Origin of the sequence: Microcystis sp. LE19-195.1E (assembly GCF_027532095.1) — a bacterium.
Taxonomy (GTDB): Bacteria; Cyanobacteriota; Cyanobacteriia; order Cyanobacteriales; family Microcystaceae; genus Microcystis; species Microcystis aeruginosa.
In genome coordinates this window covers 1-23703 of the sequence record NZ_JAPZSZ010000013.1, presented here as the reverse complement: position 1 = coordinate 23703, position 23703 = coordinate 1, and the positions used below count along the sequence as shown (strand labels likewise).

At 43.7% G+C, this 23703-nt stretch carries 18 protein-coding genes and 1 rRNA gene; 6 read left to right on the top strand and 13 right to left on the bottom strand.

The window, feature by feature from the left end; all coding sequences use genetic code 11:
* Window positions 1–14: 14 nt before the first annotated feature.
* Window positions 15–132: ribosomal RNA gene (rrf, locus tag O9300_RS01075) — 5S ribosomal RNA — on the top strand.
* 44 nt (window positions 133–176) lie between these two features.
* Here the strand turns inward: rrf and O9300_RS01070 are convergent.
* The 7 genes from O9300_RS01070 to O9300_RS01040 form a co-directional block, all read right to left on the bottom strand.
* A complete protein-coding gene (locus O9300_RS01070; RefSeq protein WP_287969532.1) occupies window positions 177–2801 on the bottom strand; it encodes a DNA polymerase III subunit alpha in 2625 nt (874 codons plus the stop codon).
* An 83-nt stretch (window positions 2802–2884) separates the two neighbouring features.
* Window positions 2885–3715 carry an amino acid ABC transporter substrate-binding protein gene (locus O9300_RS01065; RefSeq protein WP_287969530.1) on the bottom strand — a complete coding sequence of 277 codons (831 nt, stop codon included), beginning with the start codon at window positions 3713–3715 and terminating at the stop codon, window positions 2885–2887.
* Between the two features lie 80 nt (window positions 3716–3795).
* Window positions 3796–5316 (bottom strand): circadian clock protein KaiC, encoded by a 1521-nt coding sequence (gene kaiC / locus O9300_RS01060; RefSeq protein ID WP_002797104.1) that lies wholly within the window; start codon window positions 5314–5316, stop codon window positions 3796–3798.
* 254 nt (window positions 5317–5570) lie between these two features.
* Entirely contained in the window at window positions 5571–6098 is a 528-nt protein-coding gene (locus O9300_RS01055) for a Pycsar system effector family protein (RefSeq protein WP_287969528.1), read from the bottom strand.
* A 244-nt stretch (window positions 6099–6342) separates the two neighbouring features.
* Complete coding sequence (locus O9300_RS01050; RefSeq protein ID WP_287969526.1) at window positions 6343–7269, bottom strand: branched-chain amino acid transaminase; 927 nt, start codon at window positions 7267–7269, stop codon at window positions 6343–6345.
* Between the two features lie 23 nt (window positions 7270–7292).
* Entirely contained in the window at window positions 7293–9053 is a 1761-nt protein-coding gene (locus O9300_RS01045; protein WP_287969524.1) for a M61 family metallopeptidase, read from the bottom strand.
* Between the two features lie 450 nt (window positions 9054–9503).
* Entirely contained in the window at window positions 9504–11954 is a 2451-nt protein-coding gene (locus O9300_RS01040) for a transglycosylase domain-containing protein (protein ID WP_287969522.1), read from the bottom strand.
* Between O9300_RS01040 and O9300_RS01035 the strand changes: the two genes are divergently transcribed.
* On the top strand, window positions 11953–12093 hold the full coding sequence (locus tag O9300_RS01035; RefSeq protein ID WP_287969520.1) for a hypothetical protein: 141 nt from the start codon (window positions 11953–11955) through the stop codon (window positions 12091–12093). The genes O9300_RS01040 and O9300_RS01035 overlap by 2 nt on opposite strands.
* On the opposite strand, the gene mreD is transcribed toward O9300_RS01035, so the two are convergent.
* The 3 genes from mreD to O9300_RS01020 form a co-directional block, all read right to left on the bottom strand.
* A complete protein-coding gene (gene mreD / locus O9300_RS01030; protein ID WP_287969519.1) occupies window positions 12090–12671 on the bottom strand; it encodes a rod shape-determining protein MreD in 582 nt (193 codons plus the stop codon). The two genes, O9300_RS01035 and mreD, sit on opposite strands and share 4 nt — an antisense overlap.
* Window positions 12638–13387: a rod shape-determining protein MreC gene (mreC, locus tag O9300_RS01025; RefSeq protein ID WP_287969517.1), complete on the bottom strand. Its 750-nt coding sequence runs from the start codon at window positions 13385–13387 to the stop codon at window positions 12638–12640. The genes mreD and mreC overlap by 34 nt, the downstream gene beginning before the upstream one ends.
* Before the next feature lie 73 nt (window positions 13388–13460).
* Complete coding sequence (locus O9300_RS01020; RefSeq protein ID WP_147070009.1) at window positions 13461–14498, bottom strand: rod shape-determining protein; 1038 nt, start codon at window positions 14496–14498, stop codon at window positions 13461–13463.
* 223 nt (window positions 14499–14721) lie between these two features.
* On the opposite strand from O9300_RS01020, the gene O9300_RS01015 reads away from it, so the two are divergent.
* Window positions 14722–15072, top strand: coding sequence for a single-stranded DNA-binding protein (locus O9300_RS01015; RefSeq protein WP_002797092.1), 351 nt, complete (start codon window positions 14722–14724; stop codon window positions 15070–15072).
* 56 nt (window positions 15073–15128) lie between these two features.
* Here O9300_RS01015 and O9300_RS01010 read toward each other — a convergent pair whose 3' ends face one another.
* On the bottom strand, window positions 15129–15938 hold the full coding sequence (locus O9300_RS01010; protein WP_287969515.1) for an aminotransferase class IV: 810 nt from the start codon (window positions 15936–15938) through the stop codon (window positions 15129–15131).
* 235 nt (window positions 15939–16173) lie between these two features.
* Between O9300_RS01010 and O9300_RS01005 the strand changes: the two genes are divergently transcribed.
* The gene (locus O9300_RS01005) at window positions 16174–17799 is read left to right on the top strand and encodes an ArnT family glycosyltransferase (RefSeq protein ID WP_287969513.1); all 1626 of its coding nucleotides are present in this window, start codon (window positions 16174–16176) and stop codon (window positions 17797–17799) included.
* Between the two features lie 310 nt (window positions 17800–18109).
* Window positions 18110–21097 carry an aminomethyl-transferring glycine dehydrogenase gene (gene gcvP / locus O9300_RS01000; protein WP_287731264.1) on the top strand — a complete coding sequence of 996 codons (2988 nt, stop codon included), beginning with the start codon at window positions 18110–18112 and terminating at the stop codon, window positions 21095–21097.
* 39 nt (window positions 21098–21136) lie between these two features.
* Here gcvP and lpxB read toward each other — a convergent pair whose 3' ends face one another.
* Window positions 21137–22366, bottom strand: coding sequence for a lipid-A-disaccharide synthase (gene lpxB / locus O9300_RS00995; RefSeq protein WP_287969511.1), 1230 nt, complete (start codon window positions 22364–22366; stop codon window positions 21137–21139).
* A 12-nt stretch (window positions 22367–22378) separates the two neighbouring features.
* Here lpxB and O9300_RS00990 point away from each other — a divergent pair, with 12 nt between their 5' ends.
* Window positions 22379–22591 carry a hypothetical protein gene (locus tag O9300_RS00990; protein ID WP_287969509.1) on the top strand — a complete coding sequence of 71 codons (213 nt, stop codon included), beginning with the start codon at window positions 22379–22381 and terminating at the stop codon, window positions 22589–22591.
* Here the strand turns inward: O9300_RS00990 and lpxA are convergent.
* Window positions 22574–23410, bottom strand: a complete 837-nt coding sequence (lpxA, locus tag O9300_RS00985; RefSeq protein WP_287969507.1) for an acyl-ACP--UDP-N-acetylglucosamine O-acyltransferase — start codon at window positions 23408–23410, stop codon at window positions 22574–22576. The genes O9300_RS00990 and lpxA overlap by 18 nt on opposite strands.
* Window positions 23411–23703 lie beyond the last annotated feature (293 nt).

Here is a 23703-nt window from a genome sequence, read left to right as displayed (position 1 = left end):
AGGGTTCTACCCTTCCTGGTGTCTTTAACGTGATGGCACCACTCCGATTCCATCCCGAACTCGGTTGTGAAACTTCACCGTGGCCAAGATACTTGTCGGGTTGCCGACCGGGACAATAGCTCGATGCCAGGATTATTCTTTCCTACCCCTCAATCCTAGATTGGGGGGTTTGGCTTTTAGGAAAAATCAGAGGATTTTAAATCTAAACCTCGCTCAAATATTGTATCTATAGCTAACATTTCTCCGTCGCTAGTCATAAATTTATGATCTTTGGTTGCTTGGATAGTTTGCCCATTTTCTAGGGTGTATTCAAAGACTTCTTGTAAACCTCGCTCGTGCCATTGAGAGATTGGTTGACTATAAACAAAACCATTTTGGTCAACAGTATAAACAGTGCAGTTAATTTCTTCGCTCACAATTTTAGCAATTGGTAATAATCCGTATTCCTCAGTTAAAATTAACGTCTCACCTCCTAGACAATATTCGGCAAAATTTACCATCTGTTCAAAGAGATTTTCAGCGATTCTTTTTTCCACGCCATTTTTAGCAGCACCATCGATAAACATCTCCCTTTGTTTCTGCATTTCGGAGGCTTTTTTCTTACCCATTGCCCGACGCAATAGATCCGCTTCTCCCAGGGAATAACCCGCTAAATCCTGCGCCATTTTCATAATCTGTTCTTGATAGACTAAAACTGCGTAGGTTTCCTTAAGAATTGGTTCCAATAAGGGATGATCATAACGAATGGGTTCTCTACCGTGTTTTCTGCCAATAAAGAGAGGAATTAATCCCGCATCTAAAGGTCCGGGGCGATAGAGTGCTAAGATTGAAGATATGTCCTCAATACCCGATGGTTTTAACTCTTTAACGATCTGTTTCATCCCCGATGATTCTAACTGGAAAATACCTTCTAAATCCCCTTCTTCGAGTAATCCGTGGGTTTTGAGAATATCGGGAGGTAGTTTTTTATGTTCTCCTTTAGCCCGAATTTGCAGGGCTTTTCTTTCATCTAAAGGCAATTGATCCAGATCAATTTCTATGCCCTGATTTTGTTTAATTAAATCGGCAGTTTTTTTCAAAGTGGTTAAATTTCTTAACCCTAAAAAGTCCATTTTTAACAATCCCAATGATTCTAAATCTTCCATGAAATATTGGGTAATTACCGCACCATCATTATTTTTCTGGAGGGGAACCACTTCATCTAAAGGCTGGGAAGAAATCACGACTCCCGCAGCATGAACTCCGAAGGTTTTGTTAGTACCTTCGATACGAATTGCCATATCTAACCAATGACGCACATGGGGTTCCGTATCGTATCTTTCTTTAAATGCTGGTTCGGGAGTTTCATCGGAAATCATCACTTTTAAAGGTGTGGGTTTACCGCGAGAAACGGGAATCATTTTCGCCATTTTATCCGATTCGGCGTAGGGAATATCTAACACACGCGCCACATCTTTTAAGACAGCTTTTGATGTCATGCGGTTAAAAGTAATGATTTGGGCAACATTAGCCTCCCCGTATTTTTCCGTGACGTATTGGATCATTTCATCCCGTCTCTCGATACAGAAATCCGTATCAATATCAGGCATAGATTTCCGTTCAGGATTGAGAAAACGCTCAAATAATAAACCGTGATGAACGGGATCAATATTGGTTATTTTTAAAGAATATGCTACCAAAGAACCCGCCGCAGAACCGCGTCCTGGACCGACGGGAATATCATGATCTCTAGCATATTTTATATAGTCCCAAACGACGAGAAAATATGTAGAAAATCCCATTTTCTGTAACATTTTTAATTCGTATTCTAGCCTTTCTTTGTAAGTAGTTTCAATTTCGTGACGAGAAGGACATTTTAATCTTTCTAGTAATCCTAACCAAGCAATTTCTTCTACATAACTATCAGCAGTATGTCCCGCAGGAACTGGATAGTTAGGTAGTCTTGGTTCATTAAATATGTTATAATGTTCGACTTTTTCTGCTACTTCTAATGTGTTATTAATCGCTTCTTCAATCACATCTTCGGGCAGATGATCACGGAAAAGTAAACGCATTTCATCAGCAGATTTTAAGTATTCTGTGCCGCTATAACGGAGGCGTTTGTCTTCAGTAATTAACTTGGCAGTTTGAATACAAAGTAAGGCATCGTGTGCCTCTACATCGTAACAGGAAATAAAGTGAGAATCGTTAGTAGCAACTACTTTAATTCCTAATTCTTTAGCAATTTTAACTATTTCTACATTGACAATCCGATCTTCTTTAGAACCGTGGTCTTGAATTTCTAAATAAAAATCATCACCAAAAAGTTTTTTATACCATTTAGCAGTTTCCTTAGCCAATTTTCTGTTATTAGCTAAAATTGCTTGGGGAATCTCTCCACCCAAGCAAGCACTGGTAACTATCAATCCTTCGTGGTATTGCTGGAGTAACTCTTTATTGATACAAGGACGAGCAAAAATGCCTTTACCTTGAATACCTTTCAGATTAGAAATAGTAGTTAATTTAACTAGATTTTTATAGCCTTGGGTGTTTTTGGCTAAAACAACTTGATGATATTTTCGGTGGCGAAGATTGACTTCAATATCGCCATTGACTACATACATTTCGTTGCCAATAATTGGTTTTATTCCCTTATTACGACAGGTTTTAATTAATTCGATCGCACCATACATGACTCCATGATCGGTTAAAGCGATCGCTGGTTGTCCTAATTCGATCGCTCGATCAATTAGTGCCGGTAATTGGGAAGCACCATCAAGTAAGCTATAATCACTGTGAATATGTAAACCGACAAAAGACATAGTTTTTCAGGAAAAAGTAACAAGGAAAAAGCAAAAAAACCAGAATTTACTTACTTTTAATTTTCAGCAATCACAGTCTATTTTTAGGGTTGATTGAGAATCGTATAAGGGAAAGAACTTTCTTCTAAATTAAACCATTGTTCTCGCAGTTTCTGGTTATCATTGCTGCCGACGACAGTATCAACAAATTTTTTCCATTCGGGATCGTTTTTGGGTAAAATACAGCCATAAAGTTCGGTGGTAATCGGTTGACGGGGTAGTAGCACAAATTGTCGCGGATCCTGTCCTTGTTTAACGATTTCCCCCAGCAGAAGAATTCCATCACTAACCACTGCTTTTACTTCTCCCCTTTGTAATTTTGCCACTGCTTCACTTCGATCACTGACAGCTTGCCAATTAGCCAGAGGATATATATAACGAATAATACTATCGGTGGTGGTGTGGGGAATATAGGCGATCGCAACTGCCGCTAAAGTGTTATTAATATCTATTTTATCAACATTTTCCCTTTTAGTTAGAAATTGCGCTCCTGTCATAAAATAGGGAATAGAAAAATTAACCTTTTCTAGTCTTTCTTCCGTAATTGTTGCCGCATTACAGGATAAATCTACTTGTCCCTGTTCCACTTGCTGAAAACGATTATTAGTCGTCGCTTCTGTAAAGGTTATTGTAACCGGTTTACCCAATTGTTGTTCTAATCGACGTTGGACTAAGCGCATTAATTCCACTCCGTAACCTGTCCATTGTCCCGTTTTCTCATCGATATAACTAAAGGGAGTAGCGTCTTTTCTGGCTGCCGCTTTTAATTCTCCCCTGCGAGCAATTCTTTGTAAAACTGTTTCTGCTAAGACTGATAAATGTAGGTTATTTATCAGTAAAAGACCTAGAAAAATAAACCAAAAGTTTTTAGACATATCAAGAAAGCAAGAAGAGGACAGGAGATAGGGAGAAAAAAGCTAACGGCCGATGTGCGATTAGCAAATGCTGCTGTATTTTAACTACGATCCTCGAATAATCCACTCAAACGTTCTACTTCTGTTTGTGCTGTGTACATAGGAGTTCCAGCCAGAATTCCGGTAACATTGCGGAAAGGTTGACCGATGTGCATACCTTGATGATCGATCGAAAACTCACGAATATCCTTATCGTGCATAGAACCGCGCATTTTTAAAACAGTGATACCGCGGCGCATTTCTCCATACATTTCCACATAACGCAGCAGAATAATTGAATCGGTAATTGTAGAAATATGCGCTTCTGTGATCGAGGAACCTCCTAATAAAGTGGGAGTGGTGGAAGTAAATAATCCTCCCACCTCTTTTTGCTTAATAAAAGAAGTCAAACCGATAATAAATTCCCGAAATCCTTTCAGATTAGAAACCCTTTCTAAAGCAGATAAACTATCTACTGCCACTCGATTAGGTTGAAACTCCTCGATAATTTCCTTCATCATAATTAAATGATTTTCTAAACCCGTAGTTTCGGGATAACGGCAGACTACCTTTAATTTACCTTCCTTTTCCATGCGGTCATAATCCACACCCCAACCGGTAGCATTTCTAAATAACTGTTCTCGACTTTCCTCGAAGGCAAAAATTAAACATCTTTCCCCATTGGTTACTCCCCCGGCCATAAATTCTGTCACCATCAGGGTTTTTCCTGTTCCTGTGGCTCCCGAAACCAAAATAACCGAATCGCGGAAGAAACCACCCCCACACATTCTATCGAGTTCCAAACTGCCGGAAGTAATGCGAATATTAGAGGATTTTTGTTCTAATTCAATGGCTGATAAAGGAATAATCACGGCCCCTTTATTGGGAATAATTGTAAAAGGAAATTCTCCTTTTTGGTGATCGGTTCCCCGATATTTTAAAATTTCGATCGTCCTTCTTCTTTTCTCATCGGTTAAAACGTTGCGTAAAATCACCACATTATCGGCCACAAACTCCTCCACCCCATAACGACTGATTTCGCCGTATTCTTGGGTTCTTTCTGCGGTCATAATCGCTGTTACTTCCAATTCTCGCAAAGCGGTTGCCAGACGAAAAAGATCACTTCTCACTTGAGCGCTATCACTTAAATGGCTAAAAATTGCGCCTAAAGAATCCATAGACACCCGTTTGGCTTTATTTTTGCGGATAGCAAACTCAATGCGAGCGATTAATGCGCCTAGGTCGTATTCTCCCGTCACCATCGGCTTTTCTTCCGGTTGGGGGGAAGCATCGACAAAGGCCCATTGACGATTCTCCTCCCACTGCCGGATATTCCAACCAAAACCACCCATATTTTTTCTTAGTGCTTGGGGTGGCTCCTCGAAGGTGACAAAAACGCCATTTTCTCCATTTTTGATGCCTTCTGCCAGAAATTGACAGGCAAAAACCGTTTTAGCACTTCCTGCCGTCCCCGCTATCAAAGTTGCTCTTCCTTTCGGTAATCCCCCTTCCGAAAGAAAATCAAAGCCGGGGATTCCTGTTTCTAACTTCTCAATCAACTCTAGGGGATTATTTTGCGTCATTTAAGTTCTCTATGAAAACGAGCCAATGTTTATTGTACCTATTTCAGTGACCGGCGATACCAGAAATTCATCCCTAGTTGGGGTGTATCAAGAAAATTCAGTGAGCGTTGTTAACTTTTATGACAATATCGACTAGATTATCCACATTATCTGCTGAGAATTTCTCGAATATAAATGATCAATAAATAATCCCAAGAGCTTATTTTTCAAGAAAATATTAAGTAGGCTGTGTTAGCGCAGTAAGGTAGTTAGGGTTAGATTCCCGCACAAAATTTACCCAAAACAGGAATAGAAATAAAAATCATCTCATCTAATAAAAACAAGATTACTGCTGTTACTATCCTCCTAATTGCCCAATTTAATCTAATTGCTTTTTGCTCTCTAATTTTAGAGATTATAACTAAAGTTTCTGTTTGTAAATATTGTATTAAAGCCGTTAGATAGTCTTCTTCCTCTGCTTGGTTCCATTCCTCAGCAAGCAATTGTTCTGGTAGGATAATTTCACCACCCACTACTGGGGATAGACCCCATAATCCTAAGCCAATAGTAATAATTGTGAATAAATAGGCCAAAAATTTCAAAAGATAGCAGCTAAGACAAGGATAAATAGACTGGTTACATTCAAGGGAAACTATATAAGCAGGTAAATCTTTGCCAAAATTAACCAAAACACCGCTAATAGTCAGAATCAAAGTAAGTTTTGTCTTTAGTTGATTAATACTATCCTTGACAACTTTGATAGAGTTTAAGGTATAATCATAGGTAAGCCGAATATTTGTCATACTTATTTGCTCTACTATGGAACATACAACTGATAATAGTCAAAATCAGCAAGAAAGCGACAATCAAAAAGAAAAAACAGCAACAGGGAAGAAACCCATCCTAAAGATTGATCCTAATAAAACTATACCCTACATACAGGAAGGAATCAAACCGAAAAATAGATAAATTCTGTTTATTTCAGGGTTCCTCTAGATGCGCCATCATTTGACGCATCTCAAGGAAAAATCAAGTAAATTTCTCTAACTATAAAGGAACTTTAGTAATCCAATCTTGATACTTTGGTTCCTGATTGAGAACGATAGAGATTAACTTTTCTTTTAACTGATAAGTAATCGGTTTAGCCGCAGGTAAAGAAAAAGTTTCAATCCTTTTAATCGGAGTAATTTTCGCCGCAGTGCCACTGAAAAACACCTCATCAGCGATAAATAACTCCGTCTTATCTACGGGTCTTTCAATAACCGGAATACCCAAATCCCGCGCGATAGTTAAAACACTATCTCTAGTAATACCCTCTAGGATATCTTGGTCAAAACTAGGAGTAATTAGCTGACCATTTCTGATGATAAAAATATTCATTCCCGTCGCTTCACAGACTTTACCTTGAGAATTCATTAAAATTGCCTCATCAAACCCCGATTCTACCGCTTCCGTTTTTGCTAAAGCAGAAGTGATATAAGCGGCGCTAATTTTACCTCGCAACGGGAAACTTCTATCCTCTTGACGATACCAAGAACTAATCCGACAATTAACCCCATCGGCCGCTAAATAATCATCCATTTCTAGACCATAGACGAGAAAATCCTTCTCGATACCATGCAATCGCGGGGCAATTCCCAACCCCGAACTATAGACAAGGGGACGAATATAAAAAGGTCGATTACACTGATTTTTTTTAACAAAATCGATAATTATTTGATAGATTTTATCGGCAGGAATCTCGTAATTAAGAAACTTAGCACTTTGACTTAAACGCTGACAATGACGTTCCAATCTAAATAATAATATCTGTCCAGGATTGCTAGGGTCGGGAGTACCTCGTAAACCACCGAAAGCGGCAGTTCCGTAGTGTAGTGCGTGGGTAGCAACGGATAACTTTGCCTCAGTAAAAGGGATAAATTTATTCTCAAAATAGGCGAGAGGAAGGAAAGGAATTTCGGCGGTAATAGACATTTTTTTGTTGATTTAACCAAGAATTAAACGGGATTTACCCATGCGGAAAAATTTTGTTTCTGGCTATTAGAAGGATTTTCTACCCTGATAATTTCATAGCGAATCGTCTGCGGGGCAGCCAGTGGAACAGCAAGGGTTCGCAATTCATCGAGATGAAAGACTGTTATCTGAATAATATCACCTGCGCGGTAGTCTTTTAATCTTTCGTTTAACTGTTCCGCCGTCACCCGCAATCCATCGATAGCCAATAACTCATCATCAGCATTAATTCCCGCTTTTTGGCAAGGGGAACCCATCTCGACAAATTTAATTATTTCTTTACCCGCTTCACTCTGTAGCCGCATTCCCAGATAAGGTATCGTCTCCCCATTGTCAACACCCCGCAGATAGAGTCCAAAAGGTTCAAGATATTGATTAAAGGGTAATTCTTCTAAACCGTCGATATAACGGCGGTAGAAGTCGCTTAAATCCACCCCTGCGGCAGATTCGAGAATTGCTTGCAATTCCCCATCGGTATAACCAATCTCCTCTTTACCGAAATGTTGCCACATCGAGCGTAAAACATCATCGAGGGAACGACGGTTATCGGTGTGGGTGCGAATTAGTAAATCGAGAAGCAGCGACAATAATTCCCCCTTGAGATAGTAGGAAATTTGACTATTATCGCTATTGCTATCCCGTCGGTAGAGTTTTATCCAGGCATCGAAACTCGCTTCGCCTAGAGGTTGGACAAGACGACCGGGTATATTGAGATAACGGCTGATTTCTTTGCTTAAAAGCTCTAAAAAAGTCTTACTATCGTATATTACCGCCCGTAGAGGGATTACTATATCGTAATAACTGGTGGTTCCTTCGGCAAACCAGAGGGAAGAAGTATAATTTTCTGCATCATAATCGAAGCTTTCTAAAGCTTTTGGGCGAATACGCTTGATATTCCAGAGATGAAAGAACTCATGGGCGACTAATTGCAGAAAACGATTATATTTATCCTTATCTCGTAATCCCAAACGCATATAGTTAAGGGTACAGGAATTTTTATGTTCTAGTCCCCCGTAACCAGCCGCCGAAAGATGTAGCAAAAAGAGATAATTATCATAAGGGAGTCCACCGAACATAGCCGACTCGGTTTGAATAATTTTAGTGGTATCGGCGATAATTTGACTAGGATTGGCGTTTCCCCGTCCCCAGATAGCTAATTGATGGGGTTTTCCCTCGACGACAAAATCGTATAACTGATGAATCCCCACCTCCACAGGACTGTCCACCAGGGTATCAAAATCGGGAACGTGAAAGGTGTTTTTCTGTCCGGGTAAAGATTTTAAGGCAGTGGTAACGCGCCAATCGCCATGGGGGGGGATAATTGTCAGGGTGAGGGGATGTTTTTGATAATCGGGGATATAGAAAAATAAAGCAGCCCCGTTGAAGTAACCGTGAGTATCATCGAGATGGTTGGTTCTGACGGTTAAATCGTGGGCAAAAACGCGATACTTGACCGTTATTTCGGAACTGTCACCATTGTCAATCTGCCAGTGATTTTTAGCAACTTTGCGACTGTTGAGGTTAACAGCTTGAAAATCTTGGACTAAACGGGAGTATTCCCGCACTAGATAGGAACCGGGAGTCCAAACCGGCATTTTTAGGTTTAAAATCGGAGCTTGCCAACCGGTAATTTGTAGAGTGACTTCAAAGAGGTGCGAAGTCGGTTCCGACATAGCCACTTGATAGCTGAGACTTAAACGAGTTGAAGAGATGGTAGTGGGGGAAATAAAACTGGTCATCGGCATTAAACAAGCTTTTTAGTTATTCTACTGAGTCCGGTTATTAAAAACTGATTATTTATTCCCCCTTTTGCATGAGTGCCTCTCCTGATATGTAGCCTATACTCAACGGATGGCCGTATTACTTCCGATTTTATCACTCAATCCAAGCCTTTGGGGGGTAGAACCCCCAAACTCCTAGGGTTGATTGATAGTAGGGTTGATTGATAGTAGGGTTGATTCATGAATCAACCCTACCCAAACCCCCCGTTGGGGGACAGCCGCTGACGCATCTGTAATAATTTAAGAGTCACTCCCCTTGCATGACTGTCTCTCCTGATATGTAGCCTATACTCAACGGATTTAACCCCGTGTGCAACTATATTTTTACTCTTGATTTACAAGGCTTTCAGAAATCAGCAGAGATAAAGTATCCTCTGTAACCCCCGCAAATCCTGCGAGGGTTGTCGTGCCGATTCAGCGTCTTTCTGCCGGGGGTGCGGGAGGAATCACATCGGTGGGAGGGGTTACCTCTAGGGGAACCGAACGAGTTTCGGGGGCCGCCACAGTGACGGGAACGGTAATCGGTTCGGCTGCCGCGGCGGCCGTATTTTCAGGACTAGGCGCAGCGGCGCTGGACGGAGCGACGGTAGTACGCCGACGACTAGAACGGCGTTGGCCCGGTTCGCTAGTATTAGAACGAACGATAGTTTGCTCGCGACTTACCCGAACCCGTCGCCGTCTGCGGATGGGGCCTTCGGTGGGGGAACCCTCATCGCTGCTGGCTAAACGATTGTTAGTAGTTTGGGTAAAGTAGGTACGTCGGGGTTTAATGGGTTCCGCTTTTACTGTCACTGGACGTTTGCCTAAATTCGGTTCTGGGAAACCTTGATAGGGAATATCCTTGATTGCTCCTAACATAAATTGTCGCCACATCCAAGCGGACATGGTACTGGCTCCATTGGTGGGTTTATTATTGTCATTACCGAGCCAAATTCCCGTGACTAATTGGGGAATATAACCGACGAACCAAAGGTCGCGAGCCTTATCAGAAGTGCCGGTTTTTCCTGCCACCGGACGACCGATTTGTGCGGGGGTTCCCGTTCCCGAATTAACCACATCCTGCAGCATCCAAGTCATCGTCGCTGCCGTGTTTTTATTCAGAGCAGTTTTCGGTTTAAAATTGGCTTGATAAATTACCTTACCATTGCGATCGAGTACCTGATTAATACCGTAAACTGGTTGATGCACACCATTATTAGCAAAAGTGCCGTAGGCGCTGGTCAATTCTAAAAGATTGACTTCCGAAGCACCCAAAGCCAAAGAATAAGTGGGTAAAAGTTTCGACTGGATCCCCATATCTTGAGCTAATTTAATCACCGGATTCCAACCCACAGCTACTAACACCTGAACTGCCACCACATTCAGGGAAGAAGTCAAAGCATCGCGCATGGACACCTCGCGGCCGCTATACCTATCACCGTAGTTTTCCGGTTTATAACCATCCACCACATACTGAGCATCTTTATAATTAGAATAGGGGGATTTCCCCGCCGCAATCGCCGCCGCATAGACAAAAGGTTTAAAAGTAGATCCCGGCTGACGTTTTGCCTGTGTCACCCGATTGAATTGATTCTTATCGTGGTCAATTCCCCCGACCATAGCCTTAATTTGTCCATTTTTGGGGTCAATTGCCACTAAAGCCGCCTGTTGGAAGTGCTGCCACTTGCCATAACGAGAAACCGCTCTTTCTACCACTTCCTCCCCTTCCCTTTGCCAACGAGGATTAAGGGTAGTTTTTACCACCAATCCCCCCGCTTCTAGGGTTTTAGCGGGAACCAGTTGCGGCAGTTCTTTTTCCACATAATCGGTAAAATAGGCCGCTTGCCGTTGCAGACGTTTTAGGGGACTGGTTTTAATGACTAGGGGAGATGCGATCGCCAGTTCTGCTTGAGCGTTAGTAATAAATCCCACCTCGGCCATAGTTTTTAGGACGATATTACGCCGTTCTAGGGCAGATTTAGGGTTTTCGAGGGGAGAATAGAGACTAGGAGCGGGAACAATCCCGGCAAGGGTGGCAGCTTCGGCTAGAGTTAATTTATCGACGGGTTTACTGAAATATAACCAAGCGGCATCGGCAAGACCGTAGGCCCCGGAACCGAGATAAACTAGGTGAAAATAACGCTCTAAAATCTGGTCTTTTGTATAGTTATCTTCTATTTTCTGAGCGATACGCATTTCCCGTAATTTGCGATCAAAGCTCCTTTCTTGGGATAAAAAGACAATCCGGGCCAATTGTTGGGTGATGGTGCTGCCTCCTTCCACCACTCCCCCGGCTCTCAGGTTAGAAAAGAGAGCGCGAGCAATACCCTGGCCATCAACTCCCCCGTGTTGGCGAAAACGGCGGTCTTCACTAGCGATAAAGGCCTCCTGTACCAGTGGGGGAACTTGGGCAATTTTCACGGTTTCGTAAGTGCTAGGGCCATTTTGCTTGAGGATTTCCCCATTAGCGGCTTGAATGGTTAGGGTGCCGGGACGAGTATATGTTTGTATATCGGCGATATTTTGCGGTAGAGAGGTTTCAAGGCGATAAATGCCCCAACCTACCCCTAAAATGCCCCCAGTTACGCCTAATCCCAATCCCAAGTACAACCCAAAGCGGGGATGTTGTCGCCATTGCGGTAAGGGGGAATTGTCGATCAGGGTAGTAAATTTGTTTTTTATGGGTTTAAATGTCTCTAGAGCCTTGCTACTGGTTTGGGAGACTAAATTAACCTTTTTTTCTTCGGAAGCGGCTTCTACTGGCTTTTCCCCCGCAACTGGCGCAGATTTGGAGTCTATAGGATCGACTTTAGGGGGTTGCTCGGAATTCTCTAATTTATTAGCAAGATTATGAAAAAATTGACTAAGTTTTTGTTTGTATTTCATGTTAGTTGAGCGGGTGAGGGAAGTGGGGAAGTGGGGTGTGGGGTGTGGGGTGTGGGGTGTGGGGAGAATAAATAAAAATAATCTCCTGTCTCCTATCTCCTGTCTCCTATCTCCTGTCTCCTATCTCCTGTCTCCTTAAAGATCGCTAAATTGTCGCCACCATTGCTGGAGGGGATAATAGACGAGGGGAGTCCAGAGACTACTAAGCAGAGCAGAAGTGAGGCCAATGCGTTGATAATCGAGCCAAAGATCAGCGAGATTTTTGCCTCCTTGTAGATAGTATTGAAAAGCGATCGCACCATCGGCGATTAAAGTCATAACAAAGACAATTAAGACCACGGCGATCAATTCTTCTTTAACATAACGTTGTCGGTGTAAACGGGAAGTGAGGAAACCGATGAGACCAAAAACCATGATATGGGAAGGATAATTAGAGGTAAGACTATCTTGAATAGTGCCGAGCGCTAATCCGGCCACCACACTATCGAGACAAGAGCGATTGAGACTCCAACTAACCAACCAAATCAGTAACCAATTGGGAGCGATGCCTAAAATCTCCATACCGGGGAGCCGCATTAAGGAAAGAAAGGTACAGAGAAGCAGTGAAGCGATAGTGACTAAAATATTCAGTATAAAACGAGAACGGGCTGATAAACGGCTTAATTTCAGCATAATTCCCCCTCTCACTGCTGGGGTTGCGGGTGAACGAACACCCATTCGAGATTGTCCACGGTGGCGGTAAATTCAATTTTGGCGGTGGGGGCGGGATTTTCCTGTAAATTAAGGGAAATTATGCGACCGATGGGCAACCCTGGCGAAAAAAGACTACTAAAAGCCGAAGTTGTCACCACATCTCCCGGTTTGACATCGGGAGCTTTTTCAAAAAAGCGCAGGGTGGCGACTTGGGAATCCTGACCTTGAATTAAACCCATGGCCCGACTACGATTCACCGTTGCTCCGATGCGACTTTGGGAATTACTGACCAATAAAACTTTGCTGGTGTGGGGAGTAACTTCCCTAATCCGTCCCACTAAACCGCCAATTCCCGTCACCGAAGCACCCACTTCCACACCATCGGTGCTACCCCGACCGATAATTACCTGTTGCCACCAATCATCAGCGCTGCGGCCAATAATTGGGGCAGAAATCAGGGGTTTTTTCTGGGTTTGATAATAACCAAGCTGTTTTTTTAATTGTTGATTTTGATATTCGACTTCACTTAAACGATTTTGTAATTCTCGCACCCGTTGATCGGCCAGAAGTTGCTCTTGCAGATTAGTTTCCTCTCCCTGAAAAGGGCGGGTTAATAAACCATACAATTCTAAAATCGCCCCACTTTGATAGGTGCGAATGTACCAAGCTACCCCCAAAGCGGCAGCGAGCAGAAAAATTCGCCATCCCTGCTGTGTCCATTTTCGTCGTGCTGAATACATGAGCGATTTAAAACCTCTTGGCTGTGTAGAGTGAGAATCCGTGTGTTTTGCCGCTAACCGATCCTAGTGACCTTTAGACATTGCGAGTTGTTTCATTAACGATCCGCTCAAAGAGTTTCTGATTTTTTAACACTTCTCCCGTGCCTTTGACAACACAGCGCAGGGGATCTTCAGCGATATGGGTAACGATACCGGTTTCGTGACTGACTAGGCGATCGAGTCCCCGTAATAAAGCACCCCCTCCCGCTAACATGATGCCGCGATCGATAATATCGGCCGCTAATTCGGGGGGAGTTTTTTCTAGGGTACGTTTGATCGCATCAACGATCACGGAAAGTGGCTCATCCATACTTTCCCGCACTTCTTCCGCTTTGATCGTCACGGTGCGGGGTAAACCGGACATAAGATGCAATCCCCGCACTTCCAGAGGAGGAAATTCATCTCCGGGGGAGGGATAAGCCGAACCAAGGCGAATTTTGATATCTTCGGCCGTGCGTTCCCCGATAATCAGGTTATGGACTTTTTTTAGATAAGCGATAATTGCTTCCGTGAGTTCATCCCCGGCCACACGGACGGATTCGCTGATCACTGTCCCATCGAGACTGAGAATCGCCACTTCCGTCGTGCCACCACCGATATCGATGATCATATTTCCCGTCGCTTCCGAGACGGGTAAACCGGCACCCAAGGCCGCAGCAACCGGTTCATCAATTAACCCCACTTCTCGCGAGCCGGCATTTTTGGCCGCATCCACCACCGCACGTCTTTCTACTCCAGTAATCCCACTGGGAACACCGATTACCATGCGGGGATTGCCAATCGTGCCATCGAGCGCTCGTTTGATGAATTCCGCTAACATGATCTCGCAGCTGTAAAAATCGGCGATTACCCCATCGCGCAGGGGTCGCAGAGCGGTGACATGGCCCGGAGTCCGACCGAGCATTTTTTTGGCCTCCTCCCCGACAGCGATCGGGTTACGATCTTGATCGATCGCCACTACCGATGGTTCCTCTAAAACAATACCTTTCCCTGACACATAAACGAGGGTGTTTGCTGTCCCCAAGTCTATACCTATGTCCCTTGATAAGGCTAGACCTCTAAAAAAACCCACTTGTTTTCACTCCTGTTCTTATAACAACGTTGCTATGGCTAGACTTTCGATCGAATCGACTTGGATTTTATTACGTTTTGTGTCTCAAGTCTAGTTAATTATCGCTTCTTTCTCCCCGGATTTACGCAGGTATTTGCCCTAATTTTCTGGCTGCCCACCGGTCAAAGTCAGGGTTTCGGGCTAAAATAAACATACTATTGTACTAAATTGAGGATTTAAGACCATGAGTTTAAATCTGGTTCATTTGGTGGGACGAGCGGGGAGAGACCCAGAAACCAAGTATTTCGAGTCGGGTAAGGTTTTATGTACTTTCACTTTAGCGGTTAATCGTCGCTCTAAAAATAGCGATCAGCCGGATTGGTTCGATCTGGAAATTTGGGGCAAAACGGCGGAAGTGGCCGCTAATTATGTGAAAAAAGGCGGTTTAATCGGGATTAAAGGTTCTTTGAAAATGGATACCTGGAATGATAAAAACACGGGATTAGCTCGCTCTAAACCGGTGATTCTCGTCGATCAACTAGATTTACTCGGTTCTAAACGCGATAGTGAGGCTAATTCCGAGCGAGAATTTTAAAGCTTAAGCGGTATTATTTTCAGATTTTAGGTGTGTTAGCCTCTAGTAACACACCCTTATTTATTCTCTAATTGACTGGAAAAATATTGCTGTAAATCCGGTAAAACTTGCCGATAAATGGCTGTATTTATCTGTAGATCCCAGCCAAGAATAGAATTAAAAGGGATAATTTCCACCAGGGAATTACTATAAGCAATTCCTTCTAAAGTCCTGACAAATTCGGGGGTCCAGAGATTTTCTTGCAGGGAAATATTTTGTTTTTTTAACCAGCCGATCAAAGCCGAGCGCCCGATTCCGGGCAAAATATCAGCAGTCAGCAGGGGACTGTACCAGCAATTATCTTTCCATCCCCATAAATTACCCGTGCTAGTTTCTAACCAATGACCGACTCGATCGACTAATATCGCCTCTTTTGCTCCTTTTTTTTGAGCAGTTTGTGACGCTAACCAAGGGGTTAAATAATTACCAGTTTTATGTTCTCCTAAAACGCGTTGCCAAGCGGGATTATCTATTACCCAGCCAATAATTCCCCGCTCTTGTCTAAGGTTTAAATCTTCGGGGAGAAATCTGCCTTTAATCCACTCCCTGCCATCGGGAAAAATTGTAATTCTCAGGACAGGATACAACAGGGATAATTTTTCGGCTCCTTGGCGAATTCGCTGCCAATCGGGATCAGACCATTGGAAAACTTGTAAACTAGAGTGCAAACGTTTGAGATGTTCTTGCCAATGGGTTAGGGGATGATCTAAGCTTTGTTGATAGATACGCAGGGTAGTAAATATTGTGGCTCCATAAAGCAACCCCACGTCATCAATACCCAGACTTATTCGCTCATCCTCGATTAATTCGCCATTATACCAATACATAATCAGTTATCAGTTATTTTAGCCGTCAGGAGACAGGAGACTCCGAGACAGGTTTTAGGTGTTGGGGGTTGGGGTTTTGGGGTTTTGGGGTTTTGGGGTTTTAGTTCAATTTCCCCACTTCCCCACCTCCCCAATTCATAATTCATAATTCATAATTCCCACTCCCCACTACCCCACTACCCCACTCCCTACTCCCCCATCCCTAGCCCCTGAAATTTAAAATATAAAACAGCTTATGAACCGTCAAAAATTTACTTGGGGATATTCTAGCTATAAATTGCGTCAGAGAGAAAATTTTAAAGAATTTCTGTGTTTACTGGGATTATTAATAGCGGCCTTAATTATCTATCTAGTGGGATTAGGTAATTTACCCTTGCGGGATTGGGATGAAGCGACCATCGCTCAGGTGGCCAAGGAAATTAGCCAAACCCCACTGGAACAATTGCGCTGGTTATTTCCCAGTTTTTGGGGTGATCCCTACCTGAATAAACCGCCGTTGATTCATAGTTTGATTGGTCTAACCTACCATTTCGGGGGCATCAATGAGGCCAATACGAGACTAATTCCCGCTTTTTTAACAGCTTTATCGGTGCCGCTCCTCTACCTTCTCGGTCGAGAAATTTTTCCCGCTCGTTTACCAGCTTTACTATCGGCCTTGATCTATCTAACTCTTTTGCCGGTGGTGCGTCATGGCCGTTTAGCCATGTTGGATGGAGCGGTATTGTGTTTTGAAATGCTGATGTTTGTTTGTTTACTGCGCTCACGGCGCGATTTACGCTGGTCTCTGGGGGCGGGGTTAGGATTTGCCCTCCTTTGTCTGACTAAGGGTATTATGGGGCTATTATTGGCGGGTATCGGCTTTATTTTTCTGCTCTGGGATACCCCCCGGTTATTAACGTCTGCCTATTTTTGGTCGGGTTGGTTGTTGGGAGCAACTCCCGCTTTTGCCTGGTATAGTGCCCAATTTTGGCACTACGAGCGGGAGTTCCTTGATTCCCTTTTTGTTCAACAGTTAAAGCGAGTTAGTGACGATCTGGACGATCATCGCGGACCGTTTTGGTATTATCTGCTGGAAATTCTTAAATATAGTTGGCCTTGGTTAATTTTCTCGGTTTGGGGTTTAGGTTTAGCACGTCAGGAACATCTCTACAGTTGGGCGAAGTTACTGTTAGTTTGGACGGGTGTTTATCTGTTGGTGGTCTCGGTAATGGCGACCAAGTTGCCTTGGTATATTCTGCCGATCTATCCGGCCTTGGCTTTAGCGGCCGGTTATGCCTTGGCGCAAGTGGGTAATCTTCCCATTGATCGCCCCTATAATCCAATCTGGTCAATTATTCTGGGTATTATCGGCGTTGGGGCGGGTTTATTAGCTTTAATGGTCTATTTTCCAGGTAATTTTGCCGCTATCGAACCTCTCCATCCCTTAATTCTTTTAACCTTATTGTCACTTTCCTTGACCATGGTGACAACGGCGATTTTGTTAGCTCGGCGCTCGGAACAATTCAGCGTGGTTTTACTCTGGGGAATGTTGGTTTCTTTGTTTATTTTCGTCAATTCTCCCCTGTGGATCTGGGAATTAAATGAGAATTTCCCCGTCAAACCGGTGGCGAGTTTAGTGGAGAAATATGTGCCGGCCGATCACCCTGTTTATATTGCTTTTGCCTACGAGCGCCCCTCATTAAATTTTTATAGTGGTCGTCGGGTTTTTCCCCTTGCTGCTGAAGAATTAATCAATTATTGGCAAAGTCACAAGCAACCCTACCTAATTATCGATCGTCAAACCAAAGAAGCTACTGATTTAGGAGGATTAAAGGCGATCGGATCTACGGATTCCGGTTGGTTTTTGGTGACAAAGCAGTAGTGAGGTTAATTTTGTGCATACTTTCGATAGCAAATTAGCTGAGACTTTAACTTGCTGGCTTCAAATAAGTAGTCGTGCAAAATTAATTTCCTAGTCGAGACTCCGAGACTCCGAGACTCCGAGACTCCGAGACTCCGAGACTCCGAGACTCCGAGACTCCGAGACAGCTATTAGGGATCGGATTTGAGTTTTCAGTTCACTGTTTCCTCACACCAGAAGTCTGACGGAGTAGTGGCTTAGATGTGTAATTAATTTTGCTTAGGTACATATTACAAAAATTTTACAAGTTGCGTTAAAATCACCCCTAGCGATGAAACGCAACACTTTTGTAATTGTTGAAACCGAGATTAATATGCTAAATAGGTCAATTACGGCCGAGAAAACCGAGGAATTCGCTCCTGCTGACCTGCAAGACCTGCTAGACTGCACCGATAGCTTTGTTAACCGTCACATTGGACCGACGGAGACGGAAATCGAGAAAATGCTGGCGGTTTTGGGTGTTGCTACCGTGGAGGAATTAATCGCTCAAACGGTCCCTGCAGCAATTCGTTTACAAAAAAGCCTTAATCTAGCACCTGCCTTGAGTGAATACGCCGCTCTTGCCCAATTAAAAGCTATTGCCTCCAAAAATCAGGTATTTCGCTCCTTTATTGGCATGGGCTACCATGACTGTATCACCCCGCCGGTAATTCTCCGCAACATCTTAGAAAATCCGGGTTGGTACACCGCCTATACTCCCTATCAAGCGGAAATCGCCCAAGGACGCTTAGAAGCTCTCTTAAACTTCCAAACTCTCATCACTAGCTTAACCGGTCTGGAAATTGCTAACGCTTCCCTCCTCGATGAAGGAACAGCAGCCGCAGAAGCGATGAGTATGAGTTATGGACTGTGTAAAACTAAAGCCAATGCTTTCTTTATCTCTAGTAGTTGCCATCCCCAAACGATTGAAGTTGTTAAAACCAGAGCGATTCCTTTAGGTATTGACATTATTATCGATGATCATCGTCTCTTTGACTTTCAAACGCCGATTTTTGGCGCATTATTACAATATCCAGCCACCGATGGCGTAATTTATGACTATCGGGAATTTATCGCCAAAGCGCAGGAAAATGGGGCTTTAGTCACCGTTGCCGCCGATATTCTCAGTTTAGCCCTGTTGACTCCCCCCGGCGAATTGGGGGCTGATATTGCCGTGGGTAGCAGTCAACGCTTTGGGGTTCCCTTGGGTTATGGGGGTCCCCATGCCGCTTATTTTGCCACCAAAGATGCCTATAAACGCAGCATTCCGGGGCGCATTGTCGGGGTATCGAAGGATAGTCAGGGTAAACCCGCACTGCGTTTAGCTTTGCAAACCCGCGAACAACATATCCGCCGGGATAAAGCCACCAGTAATATTTGTACCGCACAGGTGTTACTAGCGGTGATTGCTTCCATGTACGCGGTGTATCACGGACCGGAAGGAATCAAGAAAATCGCCCAAAGAGTGCAGAAATTAACCGCTTTATTGGCAACTGGTTTAAAACAGTTGGGTTATCAAGTGGGGAAAGAACCGTGCTTCGATACGCTCAAAGTTACGGTATCCACGGGAGTTAAGGCTCTCCTCGCCAAGGCAAAAACCCATAAGATTAATCTGCGTTATTTTGATGAGAATAATCTAGGAATTAGTGTCGATGAAACCACCAGTCTCAGGGATGTGTGGGATTTATGGCAAATTTTTGCCCCCACCGAGGAATTACCCTTTACCGCGGCGGAATTAGTCGAGAAAATTAGTCTAGAATTACCCGCTAATTTAACCCGTACCAGTGCCTATCTTACCGAGCCGGTGTTCAATCGTTACCACTCGGAAACGGAATTACTCAGATATCTGCACCGTCTGGAAACAAAGGATTTAGCCTTAAATACTTCCATGATTCCCCTCGGTTCCTGTACGATGAAACTCAATGCCGTAGCGGAGATGATTCCAGTAACTTGGGCAGAATTCGGCAAATTACACCCTTTTGCCCCGATTGACCAAGCAGAAGGCTATCAACTTCTCTTTCAACAGTTAGAAACTTGGTTAGGGGAAATTACCGGGTTTGATGGCATTTCCCTACAACCGAACGCCGGTTCTCAGGGAGAGTATGCCGGTTTACAGGTAATCCGAGCCTACCATGAAAGTCGCGGTCAAGGTCATCGTCAGATTTGCTTAATTCCTGAGTCCGCTCACGGGACTAATCCTGCCAGCGCTGTTATGTGTGGTATGAAAGTAGTGGCGGTTAATTGTGATTCTCGGGGCAATATTGATATTGATGACCTGAAAACTAAGGCCCAGAAGCATCAGGATAATCTAGCGGCTTTGATGGTGACGTATCCTTCCACTCACGGCGTTTTTGAACAGGGAATTAGCGAAATTTGTGCCTTGATTCATCAATACGGTGGTCAAGTGTATATGGATGGCGCGAATATGAATGCTCAGGTGGGTTTATGTCGTCCGGCGGATTTTGGCGCTGATGTCTGTCACTTGAATCTCCATAAAACTTTCTGTATTCCCCACGGTGGGGGGGGACCCGGCATGGGACCAATCGGAGTAAAATCCCATTTAGTGCCTTTTCTGCCCGATGTTTCCCTGGTTTTGGCGAAATTATCCCCAGAAACCGCTAACGGTAAGCATCAGGACTCGATTGGGGCAATTTCGGCCGCGCCTTGGGGTAGTGCCAGCATTTTGGTGATTTCTTGGATGTATATCGCTATGATGGGGGCAGCAGGCTTGAAAAAAGCGACAGAAGTGGCAATTTTGAACGCTAATTATATGGCTTTTCGTCTGGAGTCGGCCTATCCGGTGTTATTTAAGGGTAGCGCGGGAACGGTTGCCCACGAGTGCGTGATTGATTTACGTCCCCTGAAAAAACAGGCCGGCATCGAGGTGGAAGATGTGGCAAAACGCTTGATGGATTTCGGTTTCCACGCGCCGACGGTTTCTTGGCCCGTGGCGGGTACAATGATGGTGGAACCCACGGAAAGCGAATCTTTGGGCGAATTAGACCGTTTTTGTGAAGCTTTGTTAACTATCTATCAAGAGGTACAAGCGATCGCTAATGGTAGCATGGATATCCACGATAATCCCTTGAAAAATGCCCCCCACACAGCCGCAGTTTTAACTGCCGATGATTGGAGTCGTCCCTATTCCCGTCAACAGGCAGCTTACCCGCTTTCTTGGCTAAAAGATTATAAATTCTGGCCGGTAGTGGGACGGGTTGATAATGCTTACGGGGACAGAAATCTGGTTTGTTCCTGTGAGGGTATGGACGCTTATAAGTAATCGTAATTCCTTGATAATATTTGGTGGGGTAGTGGCAAATTACCCCGCTTTTTTCTGGTTTTTCGGAACTTGATCCGTAAAATTAAGTACCTCTCGTGCCACTCGCTCACAACTGCCTACTGTTCCTAAACCGGCCTTGGTTTCTGCGTATTCATCTAACATTTTTTGCCGACGTTGCTGATTTAATAATAAATCTAGACATTCCTGCATAATTCTCTCCGGGTTAGCTTCCTCTTGTAATAATTCGGGAACAATTTCTCGCATTAAAACTAAATTTACCGGTGAGACAAATGGTACAGAAAACTTCATAATATTGCGGGCAATCCAAGCAGTCACTGCACTTAAACGGTAAACCACCACCTGCGGCACATTTAACAAAGCAATTTCGAGATTAACTGTACCAGACTTAGCCACAGCCAGATCGGCTGCGGCAATCGCTTCTAAAGTCTGATCTCGTTCCATAATCACCGCATTTAATCCATATTTCTCTACTAATTCTCGCATTTTTGGTTCGTATAAAGCTAAGGGAACGGGAATTAAAAACTTAATATCGGGAATTTTTTCCTGTAATTTTTTAGCAGCAGCGCACACCGTCGGCACGAGATATTTAAACTCCTGTTGACGGGAAGCGGGTAACAAAGCGATCACTGTTTCTTCGGGTTTTATTGCCCATTTTTGCCGCATTTCTTGCCGATTGGGAGCATTGGCCATACGATCAACTAAAGGATGTCCCACCCAAGTTACTGGTAAACCTTTTGTTTCAAAAAAACGAGCTTCAGCGGGAAAAATTGCCAATAATTTATCCGTGACGGCGATTAATTTTTCCGTATTAAATAACTTTTCTGCTGTGGCCCTTAGTTTAGCTGAGGGGATATTTTCTTCCGACCAAATCCACACCTGTGGGGCAATATAATAAATAATTGGGACATCGGGAATAATTTTTTTAGCCGACTGACCGATCGCCACATTTGCCCCCACATAATCAATTAAAATAATCAGATCGGGAGGATGATCTCTAAAAAACTCTTTTGCTCGTTTTTGTAGTTGTAAAGTTGGCCAAATAAAGGGGATAGATTCAATTAATCCCATGGCAGCCAGTCGAGTGGTTTTACCCAACATTTTTGCTCCAGCTAACTCCATTCGATCGCCACCTAAGGCAAAAATTTCTAACTCAATTTCCTGGGTTTTAGCTAGTTTAAAAAGGGATTCAATCAGCATGGCTGCCTGTAAATCACCCGATACCTCACCCGTGCTAATAAATATACGCATTTGGATAATTATTTGATAATAAAAGAATTCAGGAGTCGGTCGTCGGGAGATAGGAGTCGGTCGTCAGGAGTCGGTCGTCAGGAGATAGGAGATAGGATTCAGGAGATTATTTTTATTTATTCTCCCCACTTCCCCACTTCCCCACTTCCCCACTTCCCCACTTCCCCACTTCCCCACCACCCCACTCCCTGTTCCTCAATCAATAAATTATTTCCCCGGAATTAAACCGCGGCGTTTTTCTCCCGTGGTAGAGGATTGTAAAAATTGACAGAGATGTTGAACATGGGGGTTATCGGTTAAGAGAGAAACTTGTTCTAAAGCCTCCTGAAGATTTATATTAGAACGATAGATAATCCGAAAAGCTTTTTTCAGTAAAGCTATATCTTCATCGGTAAAACCTGCTCTTTGTAAACCGACTAAATTAAGAGTTCGCACCCGACAGGGATTGCCTTCCACTAAAGTAAAAGGGGGAACATCGCGATCAATACGACTCATTCCTCCTAACATGGCCATTTTGCCAATATGAACAAATTGATGTACTCCTAAAACCCCCCCGATAACTGCTTTTGATTCGATCTGGACATGACCTGCCAAGGCGACACTATTAGCGATAATAATGTTATCTTGCAAAATACAATTATGGGCAACGTGAACATAGGCCATTAATAAATTATTATTGCCAATTTGGGTAACTTCTCCCGTATCCGTGGCGCGATTAATCGTGACAAACTCGCGAATTTGGTTATTATCACCAATTTCCACGCTACTTTCGCCACCTTTATACTTTAAATCCTGTGGTTCATTACCAATAACAGCCCCAGAAAAAATATGATTACCCTTGCCAATTTTGGTCGGACCCTCAATGACCACATGGGCATCAATAATTGTATCAGCTTCAATTTCCACATGGGCCCCGATCACAGCATAGGGACCAACTTTAACCTTGGGATCAAGTTTTGCCGACGGATGGATAACCGCAGTGGGGTGAATTAACGTATTCAAAGGGAAGTCTCCCGCGCTCAACTTCGTCACTGTATGAATCATCGGAAATTTTGGGTCTGAAACCCCGCCGTTCTACGGCGGCTTTACGTTAGAATTAAAAGGCCAGTCTCGAAAACCAAGTGGACGGCGCAGCACCTTGAAAACTCGGCTTAGGGGGTTCCGACCAGAAAAGCTTGGCCGGGTAAAAAGTCTAAGCAACAAGTACAAGAAGCTATAGGCGGTCAACGTACCGTGGGACACACGGAATCGGGCTTCTGAAATGGGGCGAAAGTCTGTGGACTCTGTGTAAGACAGTACATGGTTTTTTAACTGTGGTATGCGACGGTGGTGGAAGC

Excerpts from the sequence above, each read along its gene's own strand:
- O9300_RS01070 (WP_287969532.1), bottom strand. The coding sequence starts at position 2,801 with ATGTCTTTTGTCGGTTTACATATTCACAGTGATTATAGCTTACTTGAT.
- O9300_RS01065 (WP_287969530.1), bottom strand. The coding sequence starts at position 3,715 with ATGTCTAAAAACTTTTGGTTTATTTTTCTAGGTCTTTTACTGATAAAT.
- kaiC (WP_002797104.1), bottom strand. The coding sequence starts at position 5,316 with ATGACGCAAAATAATCCCCTAGAGTTGATTGAGAAGTTAGAAACAGGA.
- O9300_RS01055 (WP_287969528.1), bottom strand. The coding sequence starts at position 6,098 with ATGACAAATATTCGGCTTACCTATGATTATACCTTAAACTCTATCAAA.
- O9300_RS01050 (WP_287969526.1), bottom strand. The coding sequence starts at position 7,269 with ATGTCTATTACCGCCGAAATTCCTTTCCTTCCTCTCGCCTATTTTGAG.
- O9300_RS01045 (WP_287969524.1), bottom strand. The coding sequence starts at position 9,053 with ATGCCGATGACCAGTTTTATTTCCCCCACTACCATCTCTTCAACTCGT.
- O9300_RS01035 (WP_287969520.1), top strand. The coding sequence starts at position 11,953 with ATGTTAGTTGAGCGGGTGAGGGAAGTGGGGAAGTGGGGTGTGGGGTGT.
- O9300_RS01040 (WP_287969522.1), bottom strand. The coding sequence starts at position 11,954 with ATGAAATACAAACAAAAACTTAGTCAATTTTTTCATAATCTTGCTAAT.
- mreD (WP_287969519.1), bottom strand. The coding sequence starts at position 12,671 with ATGGGTGTTCGTTCACCCGCAACCCCAGCAGTGAGAGGGGGAATTATG.
- mreC (WP_287969517.1), bottom strand. The coding sequence starts at position 13,387 with ATGTATTCAGCACGACGAAAATGGACACAGCAGGGATGGCGAATTTTT.
- O9300_RS01015 (WP_002797092.1), top strand. The coding sequence starts at position 14,722 with ATGAGTTTAAATCTGGTTCATTTGGTGGGACGAGCGGGGAGAGACCCA.
- O9300_RS01010 (WP_287969515.1), bottom strand. The coding sequence starts at position 15,938 with ATGTATTGGTATAATGGCGAATTAATCGAGGATGAGCGAATAAGTCTG.
- O9300_RS01005 (WP_287969513.1), top strand. The coding sequence starts at position 16,174 with ATGAACCGTCAAAAATTTACTTGGGGATATTCTAGCTATAAATTGCGT.
- gcvP (WP_287731264.1), top strand. The coding sequence starts at position 18,110 with ATGAAACGCAACACTTTTGTAATTGTTGAAACCGAGATTAATATGCTA.
- lpxB (WP_287969511.1), bottom strand. The coding sequence starts at position 22,366 with ATGCGTATATTTATTAGCACGGGTGAGGTATCGGGTGATTTACAGGCA.
- lpxA (WP_287969507.1), bottom strand. The coding sequence starts at position 23,410 with ATGATTCATACAGTGACGAAGTTGAGCGCGGGAGACTTCCCTTTGAAT.